This is a genomic window from Chromobacterium piscinae, assembly GCF_021129175.1.
GTDB lineage: Bacteria > Pseudomonadota > Gammaproteobacteria > Burkholderiales > Chromobacteriaceae > Chromobacterium > Chromobacterium piscinae.
Genome location: NZ_JAJOHV010000049.1, coordinates 22,678 through 37,531, shown reverse-complemented (window position 1 = coordinate 37,531; position 14,854 = coordinate 22,678). Strand labels below are relative to the sequence as shown.

12 protein-coding genes are annotated in these 14,854 nt (G+C 63.9%); 4 read left to right on the top strand and 8 right to left on the bottom strand.

The genetic code is table 11. From position 1 onward, the window contains the following. Window positions 1-8 precede the first annotated feature (8 nt). From LQR33_RS13230 to LQR33_RS13205, 6 genes are all read right to left on the bottom strand, one after another. Window positions 9-428 (bottom strand): hypothetical protein, encoded by a 420-nt coding sequence (locus LQR33_RS13230; protein ID WP_021477935.1) that lies wholly within the window; start codon window positions 426-428, stop codon window positions 9-11. A 159-nt stretch (window positions 429-587) separates the two neighbouring features. Further along, window positions 588-803 (bottom strand): hypothetical protein, encoded by a 216-nt coding sequence (locus tag LQR33_RS13225; RefSeq protein WP_021477934.1) that lies wholly within the window; start codon window positions 801-803, stop codon window positions 588-590. Window positions 804-824: 21 nt separating this feature from the next. Then, complete coding sequence (locus LQR33_RS13220) at window positions 825-1,652, bottom strand: ferritin-like domain-containing protein (RefSeq protein WP_221667090.1); 828 nt, start codon at window positions 1,650-1,652, stop codon at window positions 825-827. Between the two features lie 75 nt (window positions 1,653-1,727). Next, entirely contained in the window at window positions 1,728-5,618 is a 3,891-nt protein-coding gene (locus LQR33_RS13215; protein ID WP_231469284.1) for an ATP-binding protein, read from the bottom strand. A 2-nt stretch (window positions 5,619-5,620) separates the two neighbouring features. After that, entirely contained in the window at window positions 5,621-6,355 is a 735-nt protein-coding gene (locus LQR33_RS13210; protein WP_166440497.1) for a response regulator, read from the bottom strand. Next, complete coding sequence (locus tag LQR33_RS13205; RefSeq protein WP_221664492.1) at window positions 6,352-7,581, bottom strand: EAL domain-containing response regulator; 1,230 nt, start codon at window positions 7,579-7,581, stop codon at window positions 6,352-6,354. Before LQR33_RS13205 ends, LQR33_RS13210 begins: the two co-directional genes overlap by 4 nt. Window positions 7,582-7,860: 279 nt before the next feature. Between LQR33_RS13205 and fliW the strand changes: the two genes are divergently transcribed. Continuing rightward, on the top strand, window positions 7,861-8,304 hold the full coding sequence (gene fliW / locus LQR33_RS13200; RefSeq protein ID WP_166440495.1) for a flagellar assembly protein FliW: 444 nt from the start codon (window positions 7,861-7,863) through the stop codon (window positions 8,302-8,304). Continuing rightward, window positions 8,301-8,870 (top strand): DNA-3-methyladenine glycosylase I, encoded by a 570-nt coding sequence (locus LQR33_RS13195; RefSeq protein WP_269326250.1) that lies wholly within the window; start codon window positions 8,301-8,303, stop codon window positions 8,868-8,870. Before fliW ends, LQR33_RS13195 begins: the two co-directional genes overlap by 4 nt. 73 nt (window positions 8,871-8,943) lie before the next feature. Here the strand turns inward: LQR33_RS13195 and clpB are convergent, their stop codons facing one another. Next, window positions 8,944-11,523, bottom strand: a complete 2,580-nt coding sequence (gene clpB, locus LQR33_RS13190) for an ATP-dependent chaperone ClpB (RefSeq protein ID WP_166440493.1) — start codon at window positions 11,521-11,523, stop codon at window positions 8,944-8,946. A 158-nt stretch (window positions 11,524-11,681) separates the two neighbouring features. Here clpB and LQR33_RS13185 point away from each other — a divergent pair, with 158 nt between their 5' ends. Then, on the top strand, window positions 11,682-12,155 hold the full coding sequence (locus LQR33_RS13185) for a hypothetical protein (protein ID WP_231469282.1): 474 nt from the start codon (window positions 11,682-11,684) through the stop codon (window positions 12,153-12,155). 100 nt (window positions 12,156-12,255) lie between these two features. Then, entirely contained in the window at window positions 12,256-14,235 is a 1,980-nt protein-coding gene (mnmC, locus tag LQR33_RS13180) for a bifunctional tRNA (5-methylaminomethyl-2-thiouridine)(34)-methyltransferase MnmC2/FAD-dependent 5-carboxymethylaminomethyl-2-thiouridine(34) oxidoreductase MnmC1 (protein WP_166440491.1), read from the top strand. 6 nt (window positions 14,236-14,241) lie between these two features. On the opposite strand, the gene LQR33_RS13175 is transcribed toward mnmC, so the two are convergent. Continuing rightward, window positions 14,242-14,667 (bottom strand): acyl-CoA thioesterase, encoded by a 426-nt coding sequence (locus tag LQR33_RS13175; RefSeq protein WP_231178833.1) that lies wholly within the window; start codon window positions 14,665-14,667, stop codon window positions 14,242-14,244. Between the last annotated feature and the right edge of the window lie 187 nt (window positions 14,668-14,854).

Genomic DNA, 14,854 nt, shown 5'->3' with positions numbered 1-14,854 from the left:
CCGGTGTATCAGTTGAGCAGACAGGAAACCGGCAACGGCTCCCGGTCCGGCTTGACGAAGGCCTTGCGCGCGGAGTCCGTCTGCAGACGCTCCGCTGAATAGTATTGCTCCAGCACGGCGCGGGCGTCGCAGGCCAGATCGCTGCAGCGGTCGAGGAAGGCCGGCCAGTCCTCCATCAGCGAGGGGCAGGACTCGACGCGGCTGTACGCGATGGCCAGCAGCGCCATCGTCAGCGTATGGTTGTACTTGGTGGCCGCGCCATTGGCCATCGCGAAACGCGACAGCGCATGCGCGCAGCGCGCGGCCGCTTCGGGGGCCGGGTATTCCCGGCGATAACCCCAGGCTGCGTACAGGTGGGCTCGATGATTGAAATCCGACGCAGGCAGCGCATTGGCTTCCAGCTGACGCAGGAATACCTGGTGCTCCATTATGCAGACACTCCGCAAGTGCAAAAAACGACAGGCCCCGCACCATAGCGGAGCCTGTTTTGAATTTTATCCGGTCGCGATTATGCGCGGCCGAAAGGACAGCGTCAAGCCCGCCTGACGCATCCCGGCAACTTTAAGCCGCTGTTTTTAAAAGCCGTTTCATTTCCGTGGTTTTTGTAAAAGAGCCAATAGCGAACTTAACTGCCCCGCCAGCGCCAACAACAGCAGCAACGGGCACAGCAGCGCGGCCAGCGCGCCCTCGGCAGCCCCGCCGCGCCAGAACGCGGAGGCCAGCATGAATATCAGGGTGGACAGCAGCAGCGTGGCGACGGCCAGCTTGCGATTGTCGCGCATGCGTTGGAACAGCTTGATCATGAATACCTGCTTCGGTGAGATTCAACGGCCGTCGGAGACGGATTCGGTCAGCCGCGCCAGCGCTTCCAGCTCGTCGGCGAAGAAGCCGGCCTCGGCGCGGGCGGACAGATTATAGTCGCCGGGATGCAGTTGCATCGCGTGCTGCTCCAACAGACCGCGGAAAGTGGCTTGCGGTTCCAGGCCGCGTTCGCGGCACAAACGGACGAACCAGCGATTGCCTATCATCACGTGGCCGACCTCGTCGCGCAGGATCACGTCCAGCACCGCGACGCTGGCGTGATCGCCGATGCCAGCCAGCCGGCGCTGAATGCCCGGCGTCACGTCCAATCCACGCGCCTCCAGCACTCTGGGCACCAACGCCATCCGGACCATCGCGTCGTGATCGGTCTTGCAGCACATGGCCCACAGGCCGTCATGTGCCGGAAAATCGCCGTAGGCGAAACCCAGATCGGCCAAGCGTCCCTGCAGCAGCCGGAAATGCCCGGCCTCCTCCGCCGCCACCGTCAGCCAATCATCGACGAACGCGTCCGGCATATCGCGGAAGCGCCAAGCGGCATCCAGCGCCAGATTGACCGCGTTGAACTCGATGTGGGCGATCGCATGCAGCAAGGCGCCGTGCCCATGACGAGTGGCTAGGCTGCGCTTGGGCACCCGCGCAGGATGCACCAGCTCGGGGCGCAGCGGCCGGCCAGGCTGCGGCAAGGCATAGGCGGCGGGAGACGCCTCCCGGACCAGCAGGCCGCCGCGCCAGCCTCGGAGCAAGCGCTCCGCCAGCGCCAGCTTGTCGTCCACGACCGGACACAGCAGCGCCTGCTCGATCAGCGGATAAAGCGATTGGGCTTGGCTCATGAAAGCGGATTCTAATCCGGCCCCGCAGCCTGGCCAAGCCTGGACGGGATCAACCGGCCAAACGGCGGGCGGGTCCTACTCGGCCATGGTCTCGTTCTGGCTGGCCAGCCAGTGGTCGAATACCGCCAGTTGCTCTTCGAGGAATGCCATTTTTTTCCGGGCCAGCTCCAGATCGCGCGCCTTGCCCGCCTTCTCCACCGCTTCGGCGGCGTCGCCCATGCCGTTGGCTCCCACCATGCGGCTGGCGCCCTTGATGCGGTGGGCGGAAAAACCGACGCGCTCGGCATCCTCCGCCGCCATCCCCGCGCGCAACTCGGCCACATCCTCGTTATTGCCGGTCTGGAATTCGCGCAGGATTTCCAGCTCCACGCTCAGCTCGCCGTTGCTGTACACCTCGAGCACGCTGCGGTCCACGGGAATGCCCGAGGCGTCAAGCGACGGCTCCTTCCCGGCCTCTTCCTTGCTCCCGAGGGCGGGCGGCGCGACATCGGCCGCGAGAAGAGGCTGCTCCAGAGAGGCGCTCATCCATTTACGCAGCGTGGCTTCCAAATCCAGGATGGACAGCGGCTTGGTCAGGAAGTCGTCCATGCCCGCATCCCGCGTCTTGTCCACCTCCTCCTTGGCCGCGTTGGCGGTGCAGGCAACAATGGGAATGCGGCCGCGCTCGGGATGGGACTCCTCATGCGCGCGCACCAGCCTCGCCAGTTGGTAACCATCGATGCCGGGCATGTGGCAGTCGGTCAGAATCAGCGAATAGCGGCCGGACAGCCATTTGCTGAAAGCGCGGTCGCCATCCTCGGCCCAATCCGCCGGATAACCCAGCTTCTCCAATTGCTTCAGCGTCAGCTTGCGGTTGGTGGGATTGTCCTCGGCGAACAGAATGGGGAACAGTCCACTCCCCAATCCAATCTCCTTGTCGGCCTGCGCCGCGGCGACCACGGCCTCCAGCGACACCCGCTGCTCAGGCAACATCACCGGCTCCACCTGCTCGGCCAGCCACTCCACCTCCATCAGCAGCCTGGCGCAGCTGCCCTTGCCTTGCTCGCTCTCCATCTCCACATGCCCGCCCATCAGGCCGGCCAGCCGCCGGCAGATCGCCAGCCCCAGGCCGGTGCCGCCGAAACGGCGGGTGGTTTCGGAGTCTGCCTGGGTGAACGGCTGGAACAGCTTGCTCAACTGTTCCTGCGACATACCGATGCCGGTATCCTCCACCTCAAAGCTCAACACTTGGTAGTTGGAAACGGTATCCATGACCTTGACGCGGATGTCCACCCGGCCGCTGGAAGTGAACTTGATGGCGTTGCTGATGAAATTCTGCAGAATCTGCCGCACCCGCAGCGGATCGATGACCAGCGTCGGCGCCAGCTTGTCGTCCAGCGTCAGCGCCAGCTCCAATCCCTTCTTGCTGGCGTTTTCGTGGTAGAGGCTGCGCACGCTGTCCATGAAGGGACGGATCGCGGTGCGGGCGGGCACGATTTCCAGCCTATCCGCTTCGATCTTGGAAAAGTCCAGAATGTCGTCGATCAACCGCAGCAAGGTATTGGCGGAATCCTGGATGGTGGAGACAGTGTCGTGCTGCTCGGCATCCAGCCGGGTCAGCGCCAGCAGCTCCAGCATGCCCAGCACACCATTCATCGGCGTGCGGATCTCGTGGCTCATCGTGGCGAGGAAGGCGCTCTTGGCGCGGTTGGCCGCATTGGCCTGGTCGCGGGCCATCCTCAGCTCGAACTCGGCCATCTTGCGCTCGGTGATGTCCAGGCAGGCCAGAATGATCACCGACTCGTTGGCGTCCGGGAACAGCAGCTGCCCCTCGAACAATACCCAGATCGGCCGCCCGGTGCCGGTCAGGCATTCCAATTCGCAATGGATGCGGGCATTGTCCTGCTGCATCTTGGACATCTGCTCCGCCAGTTCGTACCAGCCATGCTCGGAGGCCAGCAGCTCCATCAGATGCATGCCCGAGAGACCGTACTCGTCGCCGACGTCGAATATGCTTTCGGCCGTGAGGTTAGCGCGGGTGATCTGGAAATGCTCGTTCAAACGCAACAAGCCAACCGGCGACGCCGAATACACCGCTTCCTCTTCCTGCAACACCGCGCGCAGCTGTGCCTCGGACAGCTTGCGGCGGTCTTCTTCGGCGTAGAAACCCAGGATATTGGCATAGGCGCCCAGCAAAGGCAGGATGCTGATGCCCAGCTGCGACAAGGTGGGCCGCAGCAGGCATACGCCAGCCGTTGCCTCCCCGCCCAGCATCACCGGCAGCGACACCCAGGATGGCTGGGCGGTCAAGCTGCGGAACAGCGCCGCCAGCGGCATTTCCGCCTGGGACAGCTGCTGCGGCAGAGGCAGGAAGGCCGGCCAATCCCCGGCTTGGGGCTGCAAGCCCTCACTGCCGTCTTCCCTCACCGCCCAGGCCACCAGCAAGCATTGTTCGGAGCTGGTGAACTCGAGAAAGGTGTTGTGCAGCCTCTGGAACACTTCGTCGCGCTCGGCCCGCGACAGCAGCATCGCTTCGATTTCCGATATCACGGACAGCAAGGCAACGCTGCGTTCCAGCGAGTTCTCCGCCAACCGCCGCTTGTGCTCGTCGCGCACGATCAGGATGTCGAGCGGCCGGTTGCCCTCCTGGAAACGCCCGACGCTCAGCATCGCGTGAAAGCGCTCGCCGCTGCTGCCCATGCCCTCCACCGGCATCGTCCGCCCCGCCTGCACCTCCAGCGCGGCCAGCACTGACAGCAACTCGTCGTCCACCACGAAAAGTTGCCGGGCGGGGGTGCCAATCAGCGCGTCCATGGAATAGCCGAACATGCGCCCCGCGCCCTCGTTCGCCATGTCGATCACGCCGTTCTGGTCGATCACCAGCATCGCGTCGCCCGACACGTCCAGCATGCGCTGCAAGAAGTCCAGCGGCTTGAGCACCTTGCGCACCACCACATGAAACAAGAAGCCCAGCAGCGCCAGCATCGCCAGCCCAAACACGCCCTCCCGCAGCAGCGTGTTGCGGTAGTTGGAACGATTGCCCTGCAAGGTGCGCAGCGCCCGCTCGCCGATGGCCACCCGGATCTTGTCCATCGAGGCGGACAGTTGCAGCAGATTCCGCCGGTAGTCGGTGGCCTGGCTGAATTGCAGCCGGCCATCCACTTGCTCCAGCTGCAACTGGGTCAGCAGCTGCAGGCGGTTCGCCTGCATGGCCAGCTCTCCGAACTGCCGCGACAGTTCGGCGTCGTCTATGCTGCCCAGCAGCGATTGCGCCCGCCCAAGCAACAATATGCTGGCGCTCAAGCCGTGGGCCAGCTCCAGCTCTGTTCGCCGGTCCAGCCGGCTCTTCAAGCTCGAACGCAGCACCAGCGCCTGCGCGCTGGAATGCAGCCAGTAGCTCAGCATCGCCGCATCCTGCCGCAGCCAGACAAGATTGCTGATGCGGTATTCCCCGCCTGCGGCCATGCTCGCCACTACCTCGTCCAGCAGCAATTGCGTCTGCTGCTGCACATCGCGGGTGCCCTCGTACAGCTTGACGAGTTGAGCCTCCCTCCCCTCGGCGTCGCCCTTCATTGCCTGCCGCGTCGACACCCTCAACTGCTGGAACTGCTTGATCGACCGTCTCAATTGTTCGAGACGCCCGGTCGAGCGAGCCTCGTCCTGGCCGTGCCAGGTGGTGAGCAGCGTCAGGAAATCCTCATCCACTTGCCGCGCCAGGCTGCTCAATTGCGCTTCGTCCGGGCGTTTCTCCAGCAGCCCCTCCATCAGCAGGCCGCTTTCCTTGAGCTGCAGATTGGCGAAATTGCGCAGTCCGTAAGCATCCTGGTTCAGATGCACCAGCAGCTCGGACTGCTGATAGGCGCTCCAGGCGGAAAACTGCAGCACCGCCACCACGCCGGCCTGCAACAGGCCGAGCAGCACCACGATGGCCAGCACGCTTCGGCCTATCGCCATCGCCTGACTGCGGCTGCGTCCCGACAACTGCATGCCTAATGCCTCGCAACAGATGGATTGGCGGCCGCCTCATCGCTGTTCGCGACATAAATCTGCGCGACGCCGTAACGCTCGCTGAAATCGCGCAGCACATTCAACTGGGTGGCCGAGATGCTGGCGCCGCGGGGCAACAGCAGGTGGCCCGCCTTGCTGCGCAGATCGCGGGCTAGCACCGAGCCGGGCTTGACCATGTCCAGCGACAAGCACTTCTCCTCCGGCTCGTCCTGAGATACCGGCGCGCGGGTCTCGAACAGACGGCCGAATACCTTCTTGTCGTACTCCGTGCCGGTGGCGACATGGTAGTAACTGAACGGATCGATTTCTGGCCGGTTGCGGCTCATCGCCACCTGTATCGACTTCTCCACTTCCGCCGGCTTGGGCGGCTTCACGACGAAGCCGTCGGCGTGCAGCTGGCTGGCCAGCACCACATTGCTCCGATCCGCATGCCCGGACAGGAAGACGAAGGGGAGATTGGACACATTGGCCGTATGCCCGCATCGCAGTTCCTTGAGCAGATCCATGCCGTTCATCGGCTGCATCTGCACGTCGCACAGCACAATGTCCACACCCCGGATGTCCAACAGCCGCATCGCCGTGGTGCCATCCGCCGCCTGAAAAATGCGGTCTTGCTTGACGCCCATGCTCTGCAAGGCCTGGGAAATCAATGATCGGACCAGAGTTTGGTCATCGACGATCATGATGCGCAGGCGGTCCAGATCGACAGAGTTCATCTTGCCTCCTCCACAGAACTGCCGTTCGGCGCCGGGCTCCCTCCCGGCACAGCGGCGACTTCCTGCTGCAGCTCCCCCTCCGGTACGATCATGGACACGGCGTCGCCGGCCCCCAATCCGCACCCCATAGCCTTCGCCAGCGCAATGCCCTCCTCATCCTCCAACCCGGTGGCGCACACCGGCGCCTGCGCCAGACCGAAGGATTTCAGCAAACGAAAGGCGCCCGGGTCTTCCCCCAGCAGCGCCTTCATCCACTGCAGCGCCTCCAGCGGCACATTGATCTGATCGAAAGGCAGCCGCAACAGATTGCTGATCGTCAGCGAACCCTGGCCGAACCCATCCGCCAGCAAGCGAAAGCCCAGGTACTTGATCTTGGAGATATTCTCGAAGCACACGGCGTCGGAACGCCGGTTCAGTCCATCGGCCAGTTCGAATCCCAAACAGGCTGGCGAAACCTCGTATTGCTGCAGCGCCATGAAGCAGCGGTCGAATACGTTGTCGGCGCACAAGCAAGCCTCATCGATGCGGATATCCACCCGGCAATCGTCGATTCCGGCTGAGACGCGAAGGTGCTGCAACAGGCGGGCCGCGCGCTCGACCACGATTTCCAGCAGCGCCGCGGAGGCCATCCTCCTTCCCGCCAGCAACGCCAGCAGGCGGTCGAACGCCAGCCTGCGGCCATCCGGCAATCGCAGCGAGCGCAGGGAAAAAGACGCCAGCTTGCGGTTAGCCAGGGAGCGCGCCGGAGCGAACTCCATCACGAAGCTCTCCCCTCCCAACTCCGCCAGCAACTGGGCGACATCGCCTATTTTCGGCGCCGCGCTGCGCTCCATCTCGTTGAATATGCTATTGAGCGAAGCGACGAAAGCTTCAGCGGAGTAAGGTTTGGACAGAAAGCGCGTGCAACCTATGCCCAGGTTGATCGACATATCCGATATGGTCTGCAAAGTCTTGCCGTCATAGCCGGAAATGATGAGCAACGCGGACTGATAGCCCAGCCGGGCCACGTTCTTGATGAAGTCGATCCCGTTCATGCCGGGCATGCCGATGTCGGTGATCACCAGGTGGTAGCCGCCTTCGCCGATGCTGCGCAGCGCTTCGGCCGGATCGCTGAATTCGTCTATCTCCACAGCAAACCGGCTGAAGAAGCTGGCCTGTCGCGAAATCAGCTTGCGCAGCACCAACTGATCATCAAGTATCAGAAAGCGCTTCGGTTTCAGCTCCATGCCACGTTGCCCCTTCCAGACGGGCCGGACCCGGAGCGCCGGGAGCCGGACATGCCGCCTTGCCGATAGATGAACGCTGCGTGAAAACCGCGAGACGCACGCGAAAACGACCCTGTCCACGACTCAACATTTAAGACATTCGCGTAATATCACGTAACGCAATACCATGTATAGGCTGACAAATTTGCCAGCACAAGCGGGGCCTGAGCGCGCCGTCGCGGCAAGCGCCGCGCTCGGGTATCATTCCCGACGGAACCCACTTCCGCACAGGAGATCGCCATGCGCTTCGATTCCAACCAGCTCGGCAACGTCGAGGTCGATGAAACCACCGTCATCACGTTTCCGCAGGGCATTCCCGCGCTGGAAAACTGCACCCGCTTCAAGCTGTTTCACGACATCACCCACCCGGTGCCGCAAATGTACTGGCTGCAATCGCTGGACGATCCCGGCATCACCTTCAGCCTGGCCCAGCCAGAAAGGCTGGGCGTGCGCTTCCAGATCGAGCTGTCTGATGAGGAGGTCGCGCAGCTTCAACTACAGGAGCCGCAGGACGCCGCCATCCTGCTGATGCTGTACCGTCCGCTGGATCAACAGCGCGAATCCCACCCCGCGCTCGGCGCGCTGCAGGCCAATCTGTGCAATCCGCTGGTGATCGGCCTGTCGTCGCGGCGTGGCATCCAGAAAACCGGCCTCAAGATCGACATCCTGCTGCATACGCCATGAACGAAATCCAACGCTGTCCCTGGTGCGGCGACGATCCCTTGTACGTCGCCTACCACGACGAAGAATGGGGCCGCCCCGAGCATGACGACCGCAAGCTGTTCGAGATGCTGATCCTGGAAGGCGCTCAGGCCGGATTGTCTTGGATCACCATCCTGAAAAAACGCGAAGGCTACCGCGCCGCCTTCCACGGCTTCCATCCGGAAAAAGTAGCGGAGATGACCGACGACGACGTGGAGCGGCTGATGCAGAATCCGGCCATTGTCCGCAACCGGCTGAAAATCCACAGCGCCATCCGCAACGCCAAGGTGTTCCTGCGAATGCAGCAGGAGCACGGCAGCTTTTCCGACTGGCTGTGGGCGCACGTCGACGGCAAACCCATCCTGCGGCGGCGCAGCGACGAACGGGTGCCGGCCAGCACCGAATTGTCCGACCTCGTCAGCAAGGCGCTGAAGAAAGCCGGCATGAATTTCGTCGGCAGCACGGTGATCTACGCCTATCTGCAGGCCTGCGGCGTGGTCAACGACCACTTGCCTGGCTGTTTCCTGCACCCTGCCCGCGCCGATTGAGCGCGACGCCATGAAAAACGGCCGCTTGCGCAAGCGGCCGTTTCTTTGCTTCTGGAAAAGGGAGGATCGAGGCTCAGTCGAATGCCAGCCGGCCGTCGCGCGCCTCCACCATCACCGTGGACTTCGGCGGATATTTGCCGGCGAGGATAGCCTTGGCCAGCGGATTCTCCAGCTCCGCCTGTATCGCCCGCTTCAACGGCCGCGCGCCGTAAACCGGGTCGAAACCGGCTTCGGACAGCAGCGCCAGTGCCTCGCCACTGATCTGCAGATTCAGCTCCAGCTTGGCTAGCCGCGCCTCCAGGCTCTTCAGCTGGATGCGAGCGATGGACTGGATGTGCTTCTCATCCAAGCCATGGAACACTACCACCTCGTCGATGCGGTTAATGAATTCCGGCCGGAACTGGGTCTTCACCTCCGCCATCACGGCAAGCTTGATCACCTGATAATCGTCTGTCGCCATCGCCTGGATCTGCTGGCTGCCGATGTTCGACGTCATCACGATCACCGTGTTCTTGAAGTCCACAGTGCGGCCCTGGCCGTCGGTCAGCCGACCGTCGTCCAGCACCTGCAGCAGCACGTTGAACACGTCCGGATGCGCCTTCTCCACCTCGTCCAGCAGGATCACGCTATACGGCTTGCGGCGCACCTGCTCGGTCAGGTAGCCGCCCTCCTCGTAGCCGACATAGCCCGGAGGCGCGCCGATCAGCCGGGCCACCGAATGCTTTTCCATGTATTCGGACATGTCGATGCGGATCAGGTGTTCCTCGCTGTCGAACAGGAAACCAGCCAGCGTCTTGCACAGCTCGGTCTTGCCGACGCCGGTCGGCCCCAGGAATAGGAAGGATCCGTAAGGCTTGTTCGGATCGGCGAGGCCCGAGCGCGAACGGCGGATCGCGTCGGCCACCGCGGTCACCGCCTCGTCCTGGCCCACCACGCGCCGGTGCAGCACATCCTCCATGTGCAACAGCTTCTCGCGCTCGCCGGTCAACATCTTGGACACCGGGATGCCGGTGGCGCGGCTGATCACCTCGGCGATCTCCTCCGCGCCCACCTGGGTGCGCAGCAGGCGGTTGGGCTTGGCTTCGCCCTTGTCGCCGGCGGCCTCAGCCTCCTTCAGCCGCGCTTCCAGCTGCGGCAGCTTGCCGTACTGCAACTCGGCCAGCTTCTGCCAGTCGCCCTTGCGCTTCAGTTCCTCCATGTCCACCTTCAGGCGGTCGATTTCCTCGCGTATGCTCTGCGTGCCCTGCTGGGCGGCCTTTTCGGCCTTCCAGATATCCTCGAGGTCGGCGTATTCGCGCGACAAGCCGGCGATCTCATCCTCGATCAGTTGCAGACGCTTTTGCGAAGCCTCGTCGCTCTCGCGCCTCACCGCCTCGCGCTCGATCTTCAACTGGATCAACCGACGGTCCAGCTTGTCCATCGCCTCTGGCTTGGAATCCAGCTCCATCTTGATCTTGGACGCGGCCTCGTCGATCAGGTCGATCGCCTTGTCCGGCAGGAAGCGGTCGGTGATATAGCGCTGGGAAAGCTCCGCCGCGGCGACGATGGCCGGGTCGGTGATGTCCACGCCGTGGTGGATCTCGTACTTTTCCTGCAGGCCGCGCAGGATGGCGATGGTGTCCTCCACCGACGGCTCGCCGACCAGCACCTTCTGGAAGCGACGCTCCAGCGCGGCGTCCTTCTCGATGTACTTGCGGTACTCGTCCAGCGTGGTGGCGCCCAGGCAGTGCAGCTCGCCGCGCGCCAGCGCCGGCTTCAGCATGTTGCCGGCGTCCATCGCGCCATCGGCCTTGCCCGCGCCCACCAGCGTATGGATTTCATCGATGAAGATCAGCGTCTGGCCGTCGTCCCTGGCCAGATCGTTCAACACGGCCTTCAGCCGCTCCTCGAACTCGCCACGGTACTTGGCGCCGGCGATCAGGGCCGCCAGGTCCAGCACCAGCAGCCGTTTGTTCTTCAGACTTTCCGGCACCTCGCCGTTGACGATGCGCTGCGCCAGCCCTTCGACGATGGCGGTCTTGCCGACGCCCGGCTCGCCGATCAGCACTGGGTTGTTCTTGGTGCGGCGCTGCAGCACCTGGATGGCGCGGCGGATCTCGTCGTCGCGGCCGATCACAGGATCCAGCTTGCCCTGGCGGGCGCGCTCGGTCAGATCCAGCGTGTATTTCTTCAGCGCCTCGCGCTGGCCCTCGGCATCGGCGCTGGAGACGCTCTCGCCGCCGCGCACCGCGTCGATGGCGGCCTGGATGGAAGCGTGGTTGCCGCCATGCTCCTTCAACAAACGGCCGGTCTCGCCCTTGTCCTGGCTCAGCGCCGACAGGAACAACTCGCTAGCGATGAAGTCGTCGCCCAGCTTCATCGCGATCTTGTCGGTCACATTGAGCAGATTGGCCAGGTCCCGCGACACGGTGATCTCGCCGCCATTTCCCTGCACCCGCGGCAAGCGCTCTACCGCCAGCTTGAGGCCGGCCTTCAGCGCCGGCACATTGACGCCGGCGCGCGCCAGCAGGCCGCCGATGCCGGCCTCGGCATCATCTAGCATCGCCAATAGCAGGTGCTGAGGCTCAATGAAAGGATTGTCGCCCGCCACGGCAAGGCTCTGGGCATCCCCCAGCGCTTGCTGGAATTTGGTGGTCAGCTTGTCGAATCGCATGGTGTCGGCTCCCCGGATGATCTGTCGATAACTTACATTTTGGGGAGCCCGATGACCATTTCAAGAGTTGCCAAACGCCCGGAATTGACTACGCTCAAATTAATCAATGACGTTCAAATAAAACAAACGCTACCACCACCGCTCAGCAAGGGGAAGCCATGAAGCGTTTCGCATTGGTCGCCGCAGTTCTACTCGTTTCCGCTCCACTCTCCCAGGCACAGGATTTCTCGCTTCTGCTGTTCGGCGCCTCTCGCCATCATGGCTGCACCACCTGCAATCTCAATCAAGATAATCCTGGAGCGGGCCTAGAGTGGGCATTCGCTGGCGACCAGGCTAATGGCCGCTGGTTCGCCCGGGCCGGCGCCTATCGCGACTCTTTTCGCAAGGAAGCCAATTTCGTCACGCTGGGCTGGCGGCGCGAATGGGAAATCTTCGGCCCTGTCTTCGCAGGCATCGGCTTGCAAGCCGGCTATCTGCACGGATCCGGCCATAACGGCGCGGCCGCGCTGCCCACCATCAGCCTGGGCGGCAAATCCTTCGCGCTGGAGGTCGGCTACTTGCCCAGGGTCAATGTTGGCAGCCACCACCCCAAAACCTCGGTCACCACCTTCAATCTGCGGTGGACCCTATGACCCGTCCAGGCTTGGACGCGCTTGATCGGCATGCGACAATGGCGCCAAATCGACCGATCCTTCCCGCTGGCCCTTCAAGGCCGACGGGCTGACCACATAAATGACCTCTCACGCACAACTCGTCTGGCAGGATGGCCAGCCCATGTCCGCCGCTTTCGGCGACGTGTATTTCTCCCGCGCCTCCGGCCTGGAGGAAACACGCCACGTCTTTCTGCACCACAACCAACTGGAAGCGCGCTTCGCCGCGCTGCGGCCGCATGACTCTTTCACCATCGCTGAAACCGGCTTCGGCACCGGGCTGAATTTCCTCTGCGCCTGGCAATGCTTCCACGCGCGCGCGCCGGCCGGCGCCAGGCTGCATTTCGTCAGCGCGGAGAAATTCCCGCTGACGCCGGCCGATCTGGCCCAGGCGCTGGCCTTGTGGCCGGAGCTGGCTGAATTCTCGGCCCCACTGCTGGCGCAGTACGATGTCCTGACCCCGGGCTGGCACCGTCTCGTGCTGGCCGGCGGCCGAGTGACGCTGACGCTGATGATAGGCGACGTGCTGGACGTGCTGCCGCAGTTGGAGGCGCGCGTCGACGCCTGGTTTCTGGACGGTTTCGCGCCCTCCAAGAACCCCGACATGTGGCAGCAGCCGCTGTTCCAGCAAATGGCGCGCCTGTCCTCTCCGGGCGCCAGCTTCGCCACCTTCACCAGCGCGGGCGCGGTGCGGCGCGGACTGGCAGCAGCCGGCTTCGAAGTCAAAAAAGCGCCAGGGCATGGCGCCAAGCGCCACATCGCCCATGGCGAGATCGCCGTCCCGCCCGACGCCGGCTGGCAGGAACCCTGGTTCGCCCGGCCCGAACCGCGCTGGCGCGAGCGCAGCGTGGTCGTGGTCGGCGGCGGCCTGGCCGGCGCGTCCACCGCCAACAGCCTGGCGCTGCGCGGCTGGCAGGTGACTGTGATTGAAAGAATGCCCCAGCTCGCCAGCGCCGCCTCCGGCAATCCGCAGGGCGTGCTGTACACCAAGCTCTCCCCCCACCTGACGCCGCTGACCCGGCTGGTGCTGTCCGGCTACGCCTACAGCCTGCGCGCGCTGCGCGGCCTGCTGCCGGAAGGCGCCGACTGGCAAGCCTGCGGCGTGCTGCAACTGGCGCACGACGCCAAGGAAGCGGAAAAACAGCAGGGATTGGCCGGACTGGAGCTGCCCGAGACCGTGATGCGGCCGCTCGACCAGGCGGCGGCCAGCGAGCTGGCCGACACCCCGCTGCCGTCCGGCGGGCTGTTTTTCCCCCAGGGCGGCTGGGTGCATCCGCCCGCGCTGGTGCGCAAGCTGGTCGAACACCCGAATATCGTGGTCAAGACCGGCCGCACCGCGCTGACGCTGGATTACGACCCTTCGCAGCGCAGCTGGACCGCAAGCGACGAGCGCGGCCCGCTGGCGGTGGCATCCGTGGTGGTGCTGGCCGGCGCGGCGGAAACCGCGCAGTTCGACAGCACCCGGCATCTGCCGCTGAAAAAGATTCGGGGACAGGTCACCAGCGTCGCCGCCAGCGAGGCCAGCGGCCGGCTGCGCACCGTGCTGTGCGGCGAAGGCTACATCTCGCCCGCCCGCGGCGGCCGCCACTGCCTGGGCGCCACGTTCAAGTTCGATGCAGACGACCTCGCCGTGCACGACGACGAGCATGCGGAAAACCTGGCGATGCTGGCCGGACTGGCGCCGGAGCTGCGCGCCAGCCTGGAAAAGGACGCGCCGGAGCAACTGGAAGGGCGCGCCGCCTTCCGCTGCACCAGCCCGGACTATCTGCCGTTGATCGGCCCCGTGGTGGCCGCCCGCGACTTCGTCCGCGCCTACCGCGAGCTTGCCCGCGACGCCAGCCTGCGGCCCGATGCGGCATGCCCGTGGGCCGATGGCCTGTACGTCAACACCGCTCACGGCTCCCGCGGCCTGATCACCGCGCCGTTGTCGGGAGAAATCCTGGCCTCGCTGCTGGAAGGGGAACCAGCGCCATTGCCGGCTGACCTGATGCGGGCCGTTCATCCGTCCCGCTTCCTGCTGCGCGACCTGATCCGCCGCAAGCTGGACCTGGACGCGCCCTGACCGGGCTCAGGCCGTGACTGTCGAACGCTCTATCGCCTCCCGGATCGCGTCCGGGATAGGCACCGACTGCTCGGCCTTGTAGTCCACCCAGACCAACAGCACCTCGGCGCTGGCATAGACCACGCCGGGATCGTCGCGTCGGTAGAAATGGTGGCGCAGCTTCAGGCTGCTGCGTCCCAGTCTCTCCAGCTCGATGGTGATGTCCAAAGTGGCGGGATAAGTCAGTTGCTTGCGGTAGACGCAGCTGGTGCTGGCCAGCACCGGACCGATTCCCTCCGGTTCGATGCCGAATCCCATCCCCTGCAGCCACTCAATGCGGATCTGCTCAAGGTAGCGGAAATAATAAGTGTTATTGAGATGCCCCACCGCATCCATGTCTCCCCAGCGCATGCTGATGGTGCGCGTGTCCAGCACCGGCAACGGCGTCGTCAAGGCTAGCTCCCGACTGTTTGAAAGACTTCATGATAACGGCAAAAACGGGATGCTAGGCCTATTTGCCGATTCTTTTGCGAAAGTGTTAAATACAGGCCATTTTGATTACACCCCGTCACACAAGCCATCAACAATCATGCTACGGAAAAGATCGGCGCATCGGGATAATGCGTCTTGTCCGGTTCAC